The 17,308-nt window shown below is 66.0% G+C and carries 13 protein-coding genes, 1 tRNA gene and 2 pseudogenes; 8 read left to right on the top strand and 8 right to left on the bottom strand.

Going from position 1 to position 17,308, the window contains the following annotated elements:
- Nucleotides 1-118: 118 nt before the first annotated feature.
- Nucleotides 119-250 carry a hypothetical protein gene (locus CSQ99_RS31710; protein WP_281258506.1) on the bottom strand — a complete coding sequence of 44 codons (132 nt, stop codon included), beginning with the start codon at nucleotides 248-250 and terminating at the stop codon, nucleotides 119-121.
- Between the two features lie 36 nt (nucleotides 251-286).
- Between CSQ99_RS31710 and CSQ99_RS23070 the strand changes: the two genes are divergently transcribed.
- Nucleotides 287-592 (top strand): GNAT family N-acetyltransferase, encoded by a 306-nt coding sequence (locus CSQ99_RS23070; protein WP_099041325.1) that lies wholly within the window; start codon nucleotides 287-289, stop codon nucleotides 590-592.
- Between the two features lie 28 nt (nucleotides 593-620).
- Entirely contained in the window at nucleotides 621-1,457 is an 837-nt protein-coding gene (locus CSQ99_RS23065; RefSeq protein WP_099041324.1) for an acyl-CoA thioesterase domain-containing protein, read from the top strand.
- 4 nt (nucleotides 1,458-1,461) lie between these two features.
- Here CSQ99_RS23065 and CSQ99_RS23060 read toward each other — a convergent pair whose 3' ends face one another.
- The 5 genes and pseudogenes from CSQ99_RS23060 to CSQ99_RS23040 form a co-directional block, all read right to left on the bottom strand.
- On the bottom strand, nucleotides 1,462-3,249 hold the full coding sequence (locus CSQ99_RS23060) for a serine/threonine-protein kinase PknH/PknJ (RefSeq protein WP_099041323.1): 1,788 nt from the start codon (nucleotides 3,247-3,249) through the stop codon (nucleotides 1,462-1,464).
- A 112-nt stretch (nucleotides 3,250-3,361) separates the two neighbouring features.
- Nucleotides 3,362-4,324, bottom strand: coding sequence for a coiled-coil domain-containing protein (locus CSQ99_RS23055; RefSeq protein WP_099041322.1), 963 nt, complete (start codon nucleotides 4,322-4,324; stop codon nucleotides 3,362-3,364).
- Nucleotides 4,325-4,445: 121 nt separating this feature from the next.
- A complete protein-coding gene (locus CSQ99_RS23050; protein WP_099041321.1) occupies nucleotides 4,446-4,925 on the bottom strand; it encodes a nitroreductase family deazaflavin-dependent oxidoreductase in 480 nt (159 codons plus the stop codon).
- Nucleotides 4,926-4,932: 7 nt separating this feature from the next.
- Nucleotides 4,933-5,430 (bottom strand): pyridoxamine 5'-phosphate oxidase family protein, encoded by a 498-nt coding sequence (locus CSQ99_RS23045; RefSeq protein WP_099041320.1) that lies wholly within the window; start codon nucleotides 5,428-5,430, stop codon nucleotides 4,933-4,935.
- A 12-nt stretch (nucleotides 5,431-5,442) separates the two neighbouring features.
- Nucleotides 5,443-7,613: pseudogene (locus CSQ99_RS23040) on the bottom strand (molybdopterin-dependent oxidoreductase).
- Nucleotides 7,614-7,830: 217 nt separating this feature from the next.
- On the opposite strand from CSQ99_RS23040, the gene CSQ99_RS23035 reads away from it, so the two are divergent.
- Both CSQ99_RS23035 and CSQ99_RS23030 read left to right on the top strand, forming a co-directional pair.
- The gene (locus CSQ99_RS23035) at nucleotides 7,831-8,418 is read left to right on the top strand and encodes a TetR/AcrR family transcriptional regulator (RefSeq protein ID WP_099041319.1); all 588 of its coding nucleotides are present in this window, start codon (nucleotides 7,831-7,833) and stop codon (nucleotides 8,416-8,418) included.
- A gap of 109 nt (nucleotides 8,419-8,527) precedes the next feature.
- A pseudogene (locus tag CSQ99_RS23030) lies at nucleotides 8,528-10,174 on the top strand (alpha/beta hydrolase).
- A gap of 220 nt (nucleotides 10,175-10,394) precedes the next feature.
- Here CSQ99_RS23030 and CSQ99_RS23025 read toward each other — a convergent pair.
- Entirely contained in the window at nucleotides 10,395-12,467 is a 2,073-nt protein-coding gene (locus CSQ99_RS23025; RefSeq protein ID WP_099041318.1) for a hypothetical protein, read from the bottom strand.
- A gap of 89 nt (nucleotides 12,468-12,556) precedes the next feature.
- Here CSQ99_RS23025 and CSQ99_RS23020 point away from each other — a divergent pair, with 89 nt between their 5' ends.
- On the top strand, nucleotides 12,557-13,156 hold the full coding sequence (locus CSQ99_RS23020) for a hypothetical protein (protein WP_099041317.1): 600 nt from the start codon (nucleotides 12,557-12,559) through the stop codon (nucleotides 13,154-13,156).
- A gap of 116 nt (nucleotides 13,157-13,272) precedes the next feature.
- On the opposite strand, the gene CSQ99_RS23015 is transcribed toward CSQ99_RS23020, so the two are convergent.
- Nucleotides 13,273-13,355: transfer RNA gene (locus tag CSQ99_RS23015), tRNA-Leu, on the bottom strand.
- A 259-nt stretch (nucleotides 13,356-13,614) separates the two neighbouring features.
- On the opposite strand from CSQ99_RS23015, the gene CSQ99_RS23010 reads away from it, so the two are divergent.
- The 3 genes from CSQ99_RS23010 to CSQ99_RS23000 all read left to right on the top strand — a co-directional run bounded on the left by CSQ99_RS23010 (nucleotide 13,615) and on the right by CSQ99_RS23000 (nucleotide 17,263).
- Nucleotides 13,615-15,075 (top strand): FHA domain-containing protein, encoded by a 1,461-nt coding sequence (locus CSQ99_RS23010; protein WP_099041316.1) that lies wholly within the window; start codon nucleotides 13,615-13,617, stop codon nucleotides 15,073-15,075.
- Nucleotides 15,076-15,218: 143 nt separating this feature from the next.
- Nucleotides 15,219-15,686, top strand: coding sequence for an FHA domain-containing protein FhaB/FipA (locus CSQ99_RS23005; RefSeq protein WP_099041315.1), 468 nt, complete (start codon nucleotides 15,219-15,221; stop codon nucleotides 15,684-15,686).
- Entirely contained in the window at nucleotides 15,683-17,263 is a 1,581-nt protein-coding gene (locus CSQ99_RS23000; protein WP_099041314.1) for a PP2C family protein-serine/threonine phosphatase, read from the top strand. The genes CSQ99_RS23005 and CSQ99_RS23000 overlap by 4 nt, the downstream gene beginning before the upstream one ends.
- Nucleotides 17,264-17,308: the final 45 nt, after the last annotated feature.

Genomic DNA, 17,308 nt, shown 5'->3' with positions numbered 1-17,308 from the left:
CTTCCCAACCAGCGCGCCAACGCCGGTCTTGATCGAGATCCTGTTTCCGTGATGATCATCCTCGGGAAGGTGCGCCCACTTTCACGCCACCTCGCCGAGGCTCATCCACAGGTTCTGATCATTGCTCCACCAGCGTCGTGATGGTGATCTCGTCGACCGGTTCGAGGGCAATCGGATCGACCGCCGTGCCCTCCGCTTGACGCGGAGTGGATGCCAACGCCTCTGCGGGCGTGCCGCCGTCATCACACATGACTCCATCTTGCGCCCACCGGGTATAGAGGAAGGTATGGCAACCGACAAGACCGGAGCGACCACCACCGTCACCGAGGAGGCCGACCGCTTCACCATTTCGGTCGACGGCACCGTGGCAGGTTTCACCGAGATCAACGACAGCAACGGCCAGCGAACGTTCCCGCATACCGAGGTGGACGACGCCTTCCAGGGACGCGGCCTGGCGTCGATCCTGATCGGCGAGGCGCTGCAGCAGACCAAGGATGCGAGGCTGCGGATCGTGCCGGTGTGTTCGATGGTGCAGGCGTATGTGAAGAAGCACCCGGAGTTCGACGACGTGGTCGACGCCGCCGACGCTTAGCAAACGCGGGCCGATATCGTCAGTTCCGATGACGAATCGGGACCGTGCTGTCGACACCGCGCAGCGCAGCGCATTCTTCACGGCCGACGGAAACCAGTTCGTGCCCGCGCCGATCGCGCGCGGACCGTGGGGCCAGACGATCAGCGGCAACTATCTCGGCGGGCTGCTCGGCCACGTCCTCGAACGCGACGCCGGCGAGCCCGGCCTGCAACCGGCACGACTGACCGTCGACCTGTTCCGTCCCGCGGCATTGGCACCAGTACGCGTCGACACCAGCGTGGCCCGACAGGGCCGGCGCCTGAAGTTGGTCGACGCGGTGGTCACCCAGGAGGACACCGTCGTCGCCCGCGCCAGCGGGTTGTTTCTGCGCCGCGGCGAACAACCGGCCGACGAGATCTGGACCTCGCCGGTGACCATGCCACCGATTCCGCCGACACCGGATCCCATCCCCCGCGGGCTGACCACACTGGTGTGGACCTACGGCAAGGAAGACCACACGCCCGGGCCGGGCTTCGGTCTCAGCGCATGGGAACACTCGGGCCCCAAATACATCTGGGTACGTGACATCCGCCCGCTCGTCGACGGCGAACCGCTCACCGCGTTCACCCGCGCGGCGATGGCGGGTGACATGGCCAGTTCGCTAACCCATTACGGCCCAAGCGGTTTGCAGTTCATCAACGCCGACTACACACTTACGCTCAGCAGACTCCCCGAAGGTCCGTACCTCGGCCTGGCCGCACTGACCCATTACAGCCACGCCGGTGTCGCGACCGGCGTCGCGACCATGGTCGATGAATTCGGTCCGATCGGCAGCGCGGCCGCCACCGCGCTCTCGAACCCGGGCTTCAATCCTCCGCATCCCTAGCCGGTTACTTGATCTTGTCGGCGATGGCGCTCGCGACCGACAGGCCCGAGCTGCCGACCGTGGGTGAGCAGGCACGTACGTCGACGATGACGTTGGCGCGCACTGCCATATTGCGTTCGCACTGCTGGCCTGTGGTCGCCGACGTCGTGGGATTGAGCTTCACCGTCAAGACACCTGCGGTCGTCGCGGGCACCCCGAGATCGGCCTCTGTCGAGGCGCCTTGGTATTCGAATTTGATGTGGGTGCTCTTGCAGCTGTTCCAATCGGCGACCTGACGATCGTAGAAAGCCTTGGCGGCGTCGGCATCCGGGAAAGCTACGACAGCCTGCACCAGCTTGTGCGTCGGATCCGCGAAGACCCCTTGCACCACCAACCCGGTGAAGCCCGACCCGTCGTAGGTGGCCTGGTAAACGGGGCCCCACGCCCCGGTGCAGTTGGGCGGGGTGACTGAACCGGCGAGCGGCTCGTATTCGGTCGCCATGGCGGTCATGCCGGGTTTGTTCATGCGCCCACTGACGTCGTTGGCGGAAAGAAGAAGTCCGGGCAGTGCATCGTCGTCGACGTTCGCGGGGGCGGGCGGAGCGGTGGTGGGTTCCGGCGTCGAGGCGCTCCCCGTGGGACTCGCCGTTGTCGAGGTGGGGCCGGTTGCCGTCGACTCCGAGGCGTCGCCACCGGACATCGCGACGACGAGCACCACGACGACCGCGACGATGGCCGCGGCAGCCGCGGCGCCGATGCCCCACCTGCGCCGGTTACCGCCGAACTTGCCGGTGCGCGCCGATGGCTGGGGCTGGATCGCGCTGGGACCCTCGCGCGGATACGGTGGCTGACCGCCGGCGAAACGGGCTGCCGTTGGCTGGGAGCTGGGATAGGTGTGGGCGGCCGGACGGGTCGAAGGGCGCGACCAGGTCGGCGGCGGCGACACCGGAGTGACCGGCATCGTGCGCACCGCCACGGTGGACTGGTCGAGCGCTTGTCCTGCTGCAGCGGCGAACTCACGGGCCGACTGATAGCGATCGTTGGGATTCTTAGCCATTGCCCGCGCGAGCACCCGGTCGATGGCCTGCGGCAATGCGGGCACCAGCGCGGTGGCACGCGGTGGCGGCTGGTTCAGGTGTGCGGCCATGGTCGCCGCCATCCCCCCGGAGCCGCCGAACGGTGTCCGCCGGGTGAGCAGGTTGTACAGCGAGCAACCGAGCGAGTAGATGTCGGCGCGGCCGTCGACGGAGTACCCGGACAGACTTTCCGGCGCCGCGTAGGCGATGGTGGCGACCACCATCCCGGTCTGGGTCAGATTGGTCGCGTCATCGAGGGCGCGGGCAATCCCGAAGTCCGCCAGAAGGACTCGTTCGTCGTCGGAGCCGAGCAGGAAGTTGGCCGGCTTGACGTCGCGGTGCAATAACTGACGTCGGTGCGCGTAGTCCATCGCCTTGGCCACCTCACTGACGATGTACACAGCACGCTGCGGCGGCATCCGTCCGGCGCGCGTCTCCTTCTCGGCATCGCTGCCATCCACGTACTGCATCGCGATCCAGAGCTGGCCGTCGTCGGTCTCCCCGCGGGTGTAGACGGTGACGATATTCGGGTGATCCAGCGTCGCCGCCAGATCGGCCTCGCGCAGGAACCGGGCCCGGAAATGGTCGTCCCGAGACAGACCTTCGGAGAGCACCTTCAACGCGTCACTACGCGGCAGCGCGGGATTGCGCGCTCTGTAGACGGTGCCCATTCCGCCGGCACCCAACACAGCCTCGATGGCGTAGCCCGCCACCACGGCGCCAGGGCTCAACGCCACCTTGCCCCCTCCAGTTCGACCTCGTCGTCTGTCCTAGCATGCCGTGCCGGCCCGGCACGCAAACACCCCGCGCCCTGAGGGCACGGGGTGCTCGGTCGAACTGCAGGGGAAATCAGCTCAGGCCGACAACCTCCTGTGCAATCTCGGCAACGCGCGTCTGCGCGGCAGATACCAGCTTCTGGCGGTTCTTGTTCGCTTCCTCGTAGGCGATGATCGTCCGGATGTCAGACGGAGCCTCGAGTTCCTTGACCGCGGCGACGGCGTCGTTGAGGTTCAGCTCGTCGTACTCCTCGATCGGCAGCTCCTCGGCGTCGAGCACGCCACCTGCGGCGCGCGCGTCGTGCAGCGCGTCGGCGGTCTTGTCGGCACCTTCGTCACGGACGACGCCCTCGGCGCTCTGCAGCGCCGCATCCCGCGAGGCGCCGAGCGCCTTGAGCGCGACCTCGCCGGCGTGCTGTGCGCGGCGCACCAAGTCGTCGACGGCCGGACCGGTCGATCGGAGCAGCTCGGCGACCCGATCGACGGACTGCGCCGACCACTGACCGGGCAGGTTCACGATCTTGACCGCCGTGCCCGCGGCCGCCTGCAGGGGTGTGCGGCGCAGTGCCGCGGGCCCACCGAGGGCGTCCTCGGCCAGCACGGTGGTCAGCCAGTTGACCGTCGCCGAGTGCGCGGTGATCAAGCGGTCGGCGAGGGCCTGGACGTCGGTGTTCTTGGCCGCGACCGCGAGCGCCTTGATGTAGCGCGCACGGTCCAGCAGCTGGTCCTCCAGCGCGAGATCACCGAGTAGCGCTTCGTCGAAGGGCTGCGCCTGCTCGGTCAGCGCCTTTACCGCGGCGGCTGCGCGGCCGAGGAACGGACCGATGGTGTCCGGGAAACCGCCGAGGTCGCGGATCGCCTTCTCGATCGCCTCGGCGCGGATGCGACCGTTGTTCGCGTTCTGAGTGAGTTCCTTCTCCACAGCCTCGGTGCGCGCCTGCGCAATCCGGGTCTCTGCAACCTGAATCTCGGTGTGGGTCAGGTCAAGAACGGTTCGTAGCTGGTTGATCAAAGTTGTCTCGGTAGTGCTAGCCATCAGTAAATCGCCCCTTTAGCGTTGACGGTTTGGGTCGGCGCTGGGGTGCACCTGTTGGTTGGCTACCCGACACTCCGGGCCAGCCAACATTCAGGGCTGTGAGATAGCTCGCACCGCGCGATCAGCGAGGTTTGAGCACGATCACCGGGATCTCGCGGTCGGCCCAGCTCTGATACGTGTCGAAGTCGGCGTAGGCCTCCACCAGCTTCGGCCAGAGCCTCGCCTTTTCTTCCGGCGACGCCGTCTCCGCGCGCACGGCCCGGCGATCGGTGCCGATCTCGATATAGGCGTCGGGGATGGCCACCAGGTTGCGGTACCACTGCGGGTGCGTGTCGCTGCCACCCTTCGACGCCACCACGATCACGTCCTGCCCGTCATTGATGAAAACCAAGGGCGAGACGAACGTCTTACCGGACTTGCGGCCGGTGTGCTCGAGCAGCAAGGTGGGCACGGGTTTCTTCAGTCCCGCGCCGACGCGCCAGTTGGCGCCGATCTTCCCGCCTGACTTTCGGTACACCCACACGTGCGCCTTGCCCGCGTACTTCATCACCTTCGTGACGAACGGCGAATTCAGTTGCTTGGGTTTGTTGTTCGGATCCATCTCTCCCCTACAGGTACTCGGCGGTGCTGCCGCCGATGGGCATCTCGCCCATACCGAGCTTGCGGTGATCCCAACTACGCAACCGGCCGGGCACCACGCGCACACAGATCCGGTTGTTCATCATCTGATCGACGAACGGACGCATCTCGTCGGTGTAGGGACCGGTGTAGCGCTCCCACACGCTGATGCCGACGCGCAGATTGGTCTCCGGATCGTCGATGATCTCGGCCTGCCCGTCGATCGAGACCCCGCGCAGCGTGGTGTAGCTCTGCCCGTCCTCGATCATCACCGTGATGGTCGGGTCGCGGCGCAGGTTGACCGCCTTCTGCGATTTGGCCTTGGTTTCGAACCAGATCTCTCCGTCGAGCACGGCGTACCACATCGCCACCAGATGCGGCCGTCCGTCGGCGAGCACCGTCGCCATCGTGGCGGTGCGGCTGCGCTCGATGAACTCGGCGATCTCGTCGTCGCTCATGACGATTTTTGAACGTTCGTTCTTGCCCACGCCGAGATACTTTCAGGTCGTCGTCGCGGTGACCGTCACCGGGATGCCGTTGAGTGCCCCGTTGCCCGACGGTTCGTCGATGAAGTTCGGCGGGGACAACACGTTGGTGTTCACGCCGGGGGAACCGTTGGCGACCGACATGCGGGTGCCCGGCTTCCCGTGACCCCATCCGTGCGGCATCGACACCACGCCAGGCATGATCGCGCCGGTCACTTCGACGGGCACTTCGATGCTGCCTCCCGCAGAGCTCACCGTCACGACATCGCCGGTCACCACGCCGTGCTTGACCGCGTCGTCGGTGTGCATCAGAAGCGTGCACCGGTCCTTGCCTTTCATCAGCGGACCGACGTTGTGCAGCCAGGAGTTGTTCGACCGCAGATGCCGCCGGCTCACCAGCACCAGTTCGTCGGGGGCACGGTCGAGGCGCGCGGCGAGTCGGGGCAGATCGTCGAGCAGATACTGCGGTGCCAGCCGGATCTTCTTGTCGGCGGTCCCCAGCACCTCGGGCACCTGGGGAACCATCGGTCCGAAGTTGATGCCGTTGGGCTGGGCCTTGAGCTTGTCCAGGGTCAGCCCGTCCGGGTTCTCGCCGTACCGGTCGCCGAAGGGGCCGGTGCGCAGCGTGAGATCGAGGATGCGTTCGGGACCGCCATGCTCGTAGTGCTTGCGGATCTCGGCGCCGTCGAGGCCCTGGGTGAACGCCATGTAGTCGAAGAACCCGTCGTCGATGGCCGCCACGTCGACGTCCTCGGCGGGCATGCCCGTGCACAACCCCGTCAGCCGCACGAGGATCTCCCACTCGCGGGGACGATCCGGCTCTTCCGGCTCGAACACCGGCGCGGAGTAATTGGCGATGCTGTTGACCGCGAAGTTGAGGATCAGGTCGTCGTGGTGCGGCTGTTCCAGCGGCGACAGCCCGGGCAGGATCACGTCGGCATGCCTGGTCGTCTCGTTGAGCCAGAGGTCAACCGCGATCATCGCGTCCAATTGCGGCAGCACCTCGTCGAGCGTGTGACCGGCCGGAGTCGACAGGACCGGGTTGCCCGCCACGGTGATGAGCGCCTTGATCTGGCCCTCCCCCGGCGTCGCGATCTCCTCGGCCAGGCATGACACCGGCACCTGACCGAGCACCTCCTTGGCGCCGCGCACCCGAGTACGGAGCGGCCGAACTCTGCGGCGCCGTCTTCGAGGCCGGGGATCGGCTGCACCGTCACCGACCATGCGGTGGCGCGCGGGAACATCGAGCCGCCGACGTTGTCGAAGTGCCCGGTGAGAATGTTGACGACGTCGACGAGCCAGCTGGCCAGGCTGCCGAATTCCTGGTTGCACGTGCCGATCCGGCCGTACACGACGGCGCGTTCGGTGCTCACGAGCTGACGTGCGAGCCCACGGATGCGCTCCGCGTCGATGCCGGTGACACCGGCGACCCGTTCCGGGGACCAGTCGGCGGTCACCTCTCGAAGCCGGTCGAGCCCGTCGAGGTGCGGCGCCATCGCGCCGAGCGCGACCAGGTCCTCGTCGAACAGCGTGTGGGTGACCCCCAGCAGCAGCGCGGCGTCGGTGCCCGGTGTGATCGGCAGCCACTCGCTGGCGCGGGACGCGGTAAGGGTGCGGACCGGGTCGATCACAATCACCTTGCCCCGCTTACGGATTCCGTCGATGATGCCCATCACGTCCGGTGCGGCGAGCAGTGAGCCCTGCGATGCGGCCGGGTTCGCGCCCATCACCACCAGCAGGTCGGTGCGCTCGATGTCGGGCACCGGGAACGACCACCAACCGCCGTACATCAGGTGCGACGAGAGGTTCTTCGGCCACTGGTCGACGGTTCCCGGCGAGTAGGACAGTGGGATGCCCGACATACCCAGCAGCACCCCGGTATAGCGGCCGAGCGAGAAGGAGTGCGCGAGAGGGTTTCCGGTATAGCAGGTCACCGCGCCGATGCCGTACTTCTCGATCACCGGTGCCAGCAGTTCGGTGCAGCGCCGGAACGCCGCGTCCCAGCTGACCTCCTGCCAGTGCCCGTCGACCTTGATCATCGGCCGGCGGATCCGGTCGGGATCCTCGTGCACAACGCCCAGGCTCGCGCCCTTCGGGCAGATGTGGCCGCGACTCCAGGTGTCGTCGCGGTTACCACGGATGCCGACCACTCGACCGTCGGAGACCTCAATCTCCAAGCCGCACATGGCTTCGCACAGCGGGCAGGTGTACAGGTGGCGGCCGTCCTCGCCGATACCCGCCAGCAGGTTCGTTTGTCCGGTGGTCATATTCGCCTCCACTGCTTTCGCCGAACGTGGGTTACCCGCACGGCTCAGGGCCGATAAGTGTGCGGGTAACGCACGTTCGCGACCGTATTGTTGTGACACACTGTAACGACAAATCTGCGAGGGGAGGGTGCGAATCATGGAGACCGCGCAGCGCCGTCATCGGCGACAGGGTTCGCGCCGCGACCCGTCCATCGATGCCGCGGTGCTCGCCGCGACCCGGCGCCTGCTGGTCGACCGTGGCTACGCGGCGACGACCATCGATCTGATCGCCACCACCGCGCAGGTGAGCCGTCCCGCGGTGTACCGCCGATGGAGTTCGAAGGCCCAACTGGTGCACGAGGCGCTCTTTCCCGACCTCGGCGCCGAACCTCCCGCCGATGACTTCGTCGCCGAGATCACCCGGCTGTGCCGCGGAGCCCTGGCCATGTACGGCGACCCGGCGGTGCGTGAGGCGCTCCCCGGACTTCTCAACGACTTGCGGTCGGACCGCCGGATGCGCCGCGTGCTCAGTGACCGCTTGGAGGCCGCCGCCCGCAGTCAACTCGCCGAAAGGGTGGACTCCGCGATCGCTGACGGCACCGCCCGCCCCGGGGTCGACGCCGACACCGTCATGGACGTGATCGCCGGCGGCGCCTGGTATGCGGTCTGCGTGCGCCATGTCAAGGACGTCGACGCCGCGGCGACGGCACTTGCCGAGCTGGTCCTGCGCGGAGCGCTCGTCTGAGCTCCCATCCACTACAGTCGCGCAGAATGCGGACTCTGCTCATCGCCGTCAGGGTCGGGTGCCGGGGTTGATCGCATCCGATGAGCCGTGGCAGAGCAAGACCCGCCGTCTGATCATTTCGTCGAGATTCTCGCGCTACGCATCCACGCTGCATCCGTTCGGTTTGTCGTTGGCATTGTTGTTCTTCGCGTGGTCGATGAGCCCGTCCCTGCTGCCGAGGGCGTGGTACCTGCAGGGCGTCGCTACGGGCATTAGCGTCGCGATCGGATACGGCCTGAGCTGTGCCGTCGCGTGGGTGATCCGGCGCTGCGGGATTCGATCCCATTGGTCGCCCCGCACCCGGCTGCTCGGCTGGCGCGGACTGGCGGTCGCGGCACTTGTCGTGGTCCCGATCTTCCTGGTGCTTGGATCGTGGTGGCAGCAGATCCTGCGCGACCTCGTCGGTCTGCCGCGCGCCCAACGGTCGTTCTACATTTTGGTTTTCGTCATCGCGGTCGTAATCGCGACCGCATTGCTGGCGATCGGGCGCGGATTGCGCTCGGCGACCAATTGGCTGGCAAAACAAGGGAATCGGGTCGTTTCCGGCCCGATCGCTCGACTCATCGCGGTCGTGCTCGTCGTGGCATTGGTGGTCGTGGGACTAAACGGCGCACTGCATCGAGGCCTGCTGACTGTGGCCGAAAGCTCAGCAGAAGTCGCCGACCACAGCACCGCCGACGGCGTGACGCGCCCGGCAGCACCGGAACGCTCCGGCTCACCGGCATCACAACAAGCCTGGGACACCCTGGGGCGTGAGGGCCGAACCTTCGTTGCCGGTGGTCCGACCGCCGAGCAGATCGCGGAGGTCACCGGCACTGCGGCGCTGACCCCGATCCGGGTGTATGCCGGCCGTGAGTCCGCCGATAGCGTCGAGGGCATCGCCGAGCAGGTGGTCGAGGAGTTGCGTCGTACCCGTGCCTTCGACCGCAAAGTGCTGGCCGTGGCGACCACGACGGGGCGCGGCTGGGTGAATCCCAACGTGGCAACCGCCCTTGAATACGTGAACGGCGGGGATACCGCGATCGCGTCGATGCAGTACTCGTTTCTGCCCAGTGCGTTGTCGTTCGTCGCAGATCGGGAGACACCTCCAATCGCCGGTCAGGCGCTGTTCGAAGCGGTGTACCGGGCCTGGGTCGACCTTCCCGAAGACGCGCGCCCCAAGTTGGTGGTGTTCGGCGAGAGTCTGGGTTCATTCGGCGGGCAGGCGGCGTTCGCCTCGGGCGCCGACATCGTCAGCCGCACCGACGGCGCGCTGCTGGTGGGGACGCCGAATTTCGCGCAGCCGTGGAGCAGGCTCACCGCCAACCGCGACCCCGGATCGCTCGAGCGGCTCCCGGTGATCGACGAGGGCCGACACATCCGGTTCGCTTCGCGGCCCGCCGATGTCAATCTTGCTGAGCCATGGAAGTTTCCGCGGGTGGTGTTCTGGCAGCACGCCAGCGATCCGATCACCTGGTGATCCTTCGATCTGTTGCTACACCGCCCGGACTGGTTGCGTGAACCGCTCGGGCCTGACGTCGACCCCGGCGTTCGATGGCTGCCATTCGTGACGTTCTGGCAGGTGACACTGGACATGATCTTCTCCGCCGAGGTGCCCTACGGATACGGGCACGCCTTCGGTCCCGACGCCGCACAACTCTGGGTGGATATCCTCGATCCACCCGACTGGGATCCGGCCACCGCGCAGCGCATCTACGACGCGCTCTTGCGGGCCTGACTCAGCGTGGGTCCAGCTAGTGTTCGCGCCACCACCGCCCGCGGTTCCTCTCATCCCGCAGGGTGGCCAGATACCGCTGCCGCGAGCGATACCGGGAGGCTGAACGTGGCGACACGCGTCGCGAGAATCATCGCGCTGACCCTTATCGGGCTACTCATCATGGCCGGGCTGCGGCAGCGGGCCCGAACCCGACCAAGAGTTCGCCGTGTCGCGGCACTTTTCAAAGCCACTTGCCAAATATTCCAGCGAGGTTGGGAGTATCCGCGTGCGTGAGCGTTACCACCGGGATGTTGTGGCGCGCTGCCAGCTCAATCTTCCGGTTGGCCTTCGCCATGTATGCCGGATCGTTCGGGAACCCAAGCGCCTCAACGAATGTTCCGTCGCAGAGTTTCCAGTCTGCGCGAAAGCCGTTGGTGTTGTGCTCGACGTCGAATGGATAGTGCGGCTCGGGTTCGTGAGCCACCCCGTGGTCGTGGAAGAAGTCGTCGACTTGGCGCTCCAGTAGCGACCTGCACAGGTGCCCATCCTTTGCGACGACGGTTACTCCACGGCCGGTACGAATGCCGTCTGTGAGCAACCCGGCCTGTGCCAGCCAGTCGGTCCACGCGTAGCCCTTACGGTCTGCGCCGAGTTCGGTGTAATACGTTCTGGCGGTTAGCATGCGGCACAGCATGAGTAGGTCGGAGTTCGGGCCGGGCTCGGGCAATTGGGCCAGTTGCTGCTTGGCTGGCGGGCCGCCGAACTCGATTTCTGCGAGCGTTCTCAACGACCACACGGCGGCGGCCACCCAGGGTTCGTCGAACCCGCGGTCGTAGAAGAGGCCCTCTCGGGCGTCGGTGCAGCAGTCGTGGCAGTAGGGGTAGGGGTCTGGGGTGTGCTCGACGACTGTCGCGTCGCAGAGGCGGCAGGACACTTTTCGCATTCCCGTTCTGGGTGCGATCTTGTGGATCGCGGGTTCCGTGTCGTCTGTCGCCTCGGCGCTTGCGTTGAGGTCGGGGTGCCAGACGGCTTCGACCTGTTGTGCCCACGGTGCTGGTAGCAGTAACCGCGCGGCTGATCGGAGCTTGCGGTTCTGTCGGCGGCGATCGCGCCGGCGTAGCGACTCGAAGCTGTACGAGTCCCGAAGGGGTTGTGGGCGTGCCGTTGCTGTCGATCTGGCAGCATCGATGAGCGGTGCGCTGTCGACGGCTTGGTCGATGAGTTCGGTCAGACCGTCTAGGTCCATCCCGAACAGTTCATCCGGACTCGTCGGAGGCTGCGCTGTTATTGCATCCTTGACTTGGAAACCGTTGCGGCGCAGTAGTATATCTATAGACTCACACAGTTCCTCCACGGCGGCTGTGAGCCTTCCGGTGTGAATGTGGAAGGTCGCAAGCTGCAGCTCGAGCGGCACTCCACGGACTGCGCCTCGCCAGGTGACGTCGAACCATCCATGTGTGCCAGGCTCTACCGCAGCGTCCAGCCATCCAGGGGTGGGGTCGAACGGGAGCTCGATTCCGATGTCTGCGTAGGCGGCGACGGCCGCCGGCCGGTCGTGCTCGGAGGCTAGGACCAGGACGTTTACGTAATCGGGTTTGGCGTAATCTCTTACCTTCCTGCCGTGCGGAAGGCGCACTGCCTGTTGGACTTTGCCAAGACGTCCGCCGGCTTCGTTCCTCAGGATCGCGAATCCCCCGTGGCGCGTAACTTTCATCTTCGAACTGGCCGGACGGTCTGCGTTGGTCGCCGATCGCGTCGCCAGTTCACGAATCAGCGCCGGCCGGAAGGTGCTGAGCCAGCGGACTCCTCGGGCCCGCTCCTCCATGAACCACCGGTAGTGGGTGTCGTTGTTTGCCCAATACTGCTCCAGCCACTGCTGCTCGGCGCGGGCGGCGTCTTCGTCGTAGCCGTCGTCGTCTTCGTCGTCATCGTCTTCGTCTTCGTCTTCGTCTTCGTCCCAGTAGGAGGGCGGATAGAAGGACGCGGCAAGACCTGCGGCGCTACTACCGAGGTCGCTGAGTGCGCTCGGCAACTCACGGGCTTCTCGGGGGTTGCCGCCGAACGCTGGCAACCCGACCAGGACTGGCTCACCTGGCTTGGCCCATGACATCGCAGTCCACAGCGCCGCGCTGTCCTCACGTCCCAGCCGTTCAGCAGTGGATTGAGAAGCCATGATGCAGGCCGCCCATGGATCGCAGACAACAAGCGCCAGCCCGTTCGGCACGCGGTCATTGCGTTGGAACGCAATGCCCCATTCCGCGGAACGTCGTTCCAGTTCGCAGCACTTCCATGTGCGCCGCTGCGCTGACGTCACAGTAGAGATCCCTTCTCGGCGTGCTGACTAGTCGGGGTAGAACTCCAACATGGATCCCATGGTCGGTGCTGGCAGGCAGACTCAGGACCGTGACCGGCGACATGAAGTTTCAACCAGGGCCTGCACCGATTCTGACGGGTGACGAACGCTTCACAGGACTTGACCACACCGTGAAGGACTTCTGGTCATATGCGGCTAGAGATCTTCGCTCCAACGTCTTGCGAGGCGTGCTTGCGGAGTGGCTCGTCGCGAAGGCTGTCGGCGCGACAGAACCTATGCCCGAATGGCATGCATTCGACGTCCTCACGCCCTCTGGAATCCACGTTGAAGTCAAATCCTCTGCCTACCTCCAGGCGTGGTCACAACGCGAATTGTCGACCATAAAATTCAGCGGCCTTAACGCCGCGAAGTGGGACACAGAACTGGGCCCTTCAGATCAGCGAACGTTCAACGCCGACGTCTACGTCTTCTGTGTTCAAACGGCGCAGTCACACGATGCTTACGATCCGCTGGACGTTTCACAGTGGGACTTCTACGTCCTACCGCGGTCCCGCATTGAGTCCATTGGTTACCGAAACAGCGGGCTGACGCGGATCAAGAGTATGACGCAGCGAGTCTCTTTCGACGGCCTCGCCGCAGCCATCGATCAGGCCGCCGCCAAGAACCCGGTTCGGGACCCGCGCGAGTAAATCCCCGCCACCATCCCGGCAGCCGTCAGGAGCAAAGATCCTGACCAAACGACAAAGGTCACGAACCCAATTGAGTTCGTGACCTTATGCCCTGCAGTTCATCGGACCGCTAATTGTGGGCGAAGGGGGACTTGAACCCCCACGTCCCGAAGGACACTGGCACCTGAAGCCAGCGCGTCTGCCATTCCGCCACTCGCCCCAACAACCGGGGAAGACTATCACGCAGCACCCCGCGCTCCCCAACCGTCCTGATGCGGCGCCGAGGGTCAGCGGCCAGCCGAAAGCTCCCCGCGCAAAATACTGCTGACCTGCCGCGATCCAATTCTCACAATTCCATTGGTCACGCTCCGAGGGGCTGGGCCGATACCATGCAGGCAAGGGTGGTGGCCAGGCGACACGCGGATGAACCGCACGGTGCGCTCCAATGACGACCAACGACGAATAAGGCGGGCGGTGATATGGGTCTGGTCGACCGTTTTGAGCGCAAGCTCGAGTCGACCGTCGGCGATGCATTCGCCCGAGTGTTCGGCGGATCGATCGTTCCGCAAGAGGTCGAGGCGATGCTTCGCCGAGAAGCGGAGACCGGTGCGCGCGAATTGGCAGCCGGGCGAGTTTTGGCGCCAAACGACTACGTCATTACCCTCAGTGTGCCTGACTATCAGAAGGTGAGTGCCGACCCGGACCTCACATCAGCGACTTTTGCCAAGCACTTGGAGGGATACATCCATGAGCAGGGATGGCAAACGTATGGTGATGTGGTCGTCAGGTTCGAACAATCATCCAGCCTGCACACCGGACAGTTTCGCGCGCGTGGGGCGGTCAATCCTGACTCCACCAATGACGATCCCGCCTCACCACCCCGAGAACTCTCGTCCAACGCAGAATCAGGAGTACCGATGAGCGACAACCCGACGCAATACGGCGGCCAGGCGCAGGGCCGGCCGGCCGATGAGTATTACGACGACCGGTACGGCCGGCCTGAGGACCGAGGGCAGGACCCCCGCGCTCCGTACCCGCCGCAGGACCAAGGCGGCTACCCCGACCAGGGCGGTTACCCGCCACCGCGTGACGCGGGCTATCCGCCGCGCCCGGGTGGCGGCTACCCCGACCAAGGTGGCTACCCCGATCAGGGCGGCCAGGGCGGCGGCTATCCCGACCAGGGTGGCTACCCGCCACAGTCTTACGAGCAGCGCCCACCGGCCGGTGGCTACGGCCCGCCCCAGGGCGGCGGCGGATACCAGGATCAGGGCTACCGGCAGCCGCCGCCCGGCGGGTACGGCCCGCCCCAGGGCGGCCCCGGCTATCCAGGACCTGCGGGTGACTACGACTACGGACGTCCCCCGGCGCGGCCCGACGAGGGTGGCTACGGCCGGCCCGAGGCACGGCCGTCCTATCCCGACCAGGGCGGCTACCCCGACCAAGGCGGCTATCCGGATCAGGGCGGCTACGGCGGACAGGCCTACGGCCGTCAGGACCAGGGCTACGGCGCCCAGCCCGACTACGGGCGCTACGGCGAGTCCGGTGCCGGATACGCCGAGCCTGGATACGGCGAGCCGCAGAGCGGCGGATACGACTACGGCCAGCCCGCAGCCGGGGGTTACGGCTACGGGCAGGCTGACTACCCTGCGGCCGGCGCCAACGTCACACTGCAGCTCGATGACGGCAGCGGCCGCACCTATCAACTGCGCGAGGGTGCGAACGTGATCGGCCGTGGACAGGACGCTCAGTTCCGTCTGCCCGACACCGGCGTTTCTCGTCGTCACCTGGAGATCCGCTGGGACGGTCAGGTGGCACTTCTCGCCGACCTGAATTCGACGAACGGCACGACGGTCAACAACGCACCGGTGCAGGAGTGGCAGCTTGCCGATGGCGATGTGATCCGACTGGGCCATTCGGAGATCGTCGTCCGGGTGCACTGACCGCTGGCCGCCCACCGGCCGGGGGAAGCTGTCGGCTTCACCCCATGCCGCTGGCGGTCCAAGTATCGTGACGTTGCCGAACGTGGCGACTTGGTTTTTGTTGTCGATGCGACGGAAACGGATGGGGACGGAGAGGACGTCAGATGCAGGGGTTGGTTCTGCAACTGACTCGCGTCGGCTTCCTGTTGCTTCTGTGGTTGTTCATCTGGTCGGTGCTGAGGATCCTGAGGACCGATATCTACGCGCCCACCGGAGCGGTCATGGTGCGACGGGGACTGCCGCTGCGGGGTTCACTGTTGCCCAATCGCGGCCGCAGGAACGTGGCGCGCCAGCTGGTCGTCACCGAGGGCGCACTCGCGGGCACCCGCATCACCTTGGGCGGCCAACCGGTGCTCATCGGCCGCGCCGACGACTCAACTCTGGTCCTCACCGACGATTACGCCTCGACACGGCATGCCAGGCTGTCCCCTCGAGGTTCGGAATGGTACGTAGAAGACCTAGGATCGACCAACGGCACATACCTCGACAGGGCCAAGGTGACGACTGCGGTACGCGTTTCGATGGGGACGCCGGTTCGAATCGGCAAGACGGTAATTGAGCTGCGCCCGTGACACTGGTGCTTCGATACGCCGCGCGCAGCGACCGCGGCCTGGTCCGCGCTAACAACGAGGATTCCGTCTACGCCGGCGCGCGCCTGCTCGCGCTCGCCGACGGCATGGGTGGTCATGCCGCCGGTGAGGTCGCCTCCCAGCTGGTGATCGCGGCGCTGGCCCACCTCGACGACGACGAGCCCGGCGGCGACCTGTTGAGCAAGCTCGACGTCGCGGTGCGGGAAGGTAACACCGCAATTGCGGCGCAAGTCGAGGCCGACCCCGAGCTCGAGGGCATGGGCACCACGCTGACCGCGATCCTGTTCGCGGGCAATCGTCTTGGCCTCGCCCACATCGGCGACTCTCGCGGCTACCTCCTCCGCGACGGTGAACTCAATCAGATCACCAAGGACGACACGTTCGTACAGACCCTGGTCGACGAGGGCCGCATCACGCTCGAGGAGGCCCACAGCCATCCGCAGCGGTCACTGATAATGCGCGCGCTCACCGGTCACGAGGTCGAGCCCACCCTGATCATGCGTGAAGCGCGCGCCGGGGACCGTTACCTGCTGTGCTCGGATGGTCTGTCCGATCCGGTCAGTCACGAGACCATCCTCGAAGCGCTGCAGATTCCCGACACGGCCGAAAGTGCAGACCGCTTAATCGAATTGGCATTGCGCGGCGGCGGACCCGACAACGTCACGGTGGTGGTGGCCGACGTCATCGACAACAGCGCCTACGACTACGGCCAGACTCAACCGATCCTCGCGGGTGCGGTGTCCGGTGACGACGACCAGACGGCGCCGCCCAACACGGCGGCCGGCCGCGCCTCCGCGTTCAACCCGCGCCGCAACGTTGCCAAACGTATTGAGCCACCGCCAGAAGATCCGGTTCAAACACCGAGATCGCGGCGGCGAATGTTCATCGCCGCCGCGCTTTTGATTTTGGTGGTGGTCGCCGGCCTGGTCATCGGCCGCGAGATCGTGCGCAGTAATTATTACGTCACCGCGCACGACGGCACTGTGTCGATCATGCGCGGCGTCCCCGGGTCCATCCTCGGTCTGCCGATGCAGGAAACCTACCGACTCGGTTGCCTGACAGACCGCAACGACCTCAATCTCATCGCGCCGGGCCAGGCGCCGTCCGGCTGCGAACTCTTTCGCGTCACAGACCTGAAAGAGGCCGAAAGGGCGCAGGTCGAGGCGGGCCTGCCGACCGGCTCCGAGGACGACGCTATCGGCCAGATCGACAAGCTCGCTCAAGGTTCGGTGCTGCCGGTCTGTCTACCGCCACCGACATCTCCACCACCGTCGCCGCGTCCCCCCGCCGTCCCGCATTCGCCGGACCCGTCGAATTCGCCTGGACTGCCCAACACTTCACCGGACAGCGCGACAACCGCAACGCCCGCGCCCGAAACGCCGCGGTCGGTGCCGAAGCCGGCTCCGCCCGCTCCGGAGTCCACCTCGCCCGCGTCTCCTGACGCGTCGTCCCCCACGCCTCCACCGTCGCCCGCGCCCGCGCCTGCGCCGTCCCCGACCGTCACCGCACTGCCCCCACCGCCGCAGGAACCCGGGACGAACTGTCGGGAATTGTCATGATGGCCCGAAGTCGCGCGCGGAACATGGGCCCACGCCGGGAGGGCA

This window comes from Mycobacterium neglectum (genome assembly GCF_002591975.1).
GTDB lineage: Bacteria > Actinomycetota > Actinomycetes > Mycobacteriales > Mycobacteriaceae > Mycobacterium > Mycobacterium neglectum.
The sequence above is the reverse complement of the archived record's forward strand: the minus strand, read 5'-3'. Positions and strand labels throughout refer to the sequence as shown.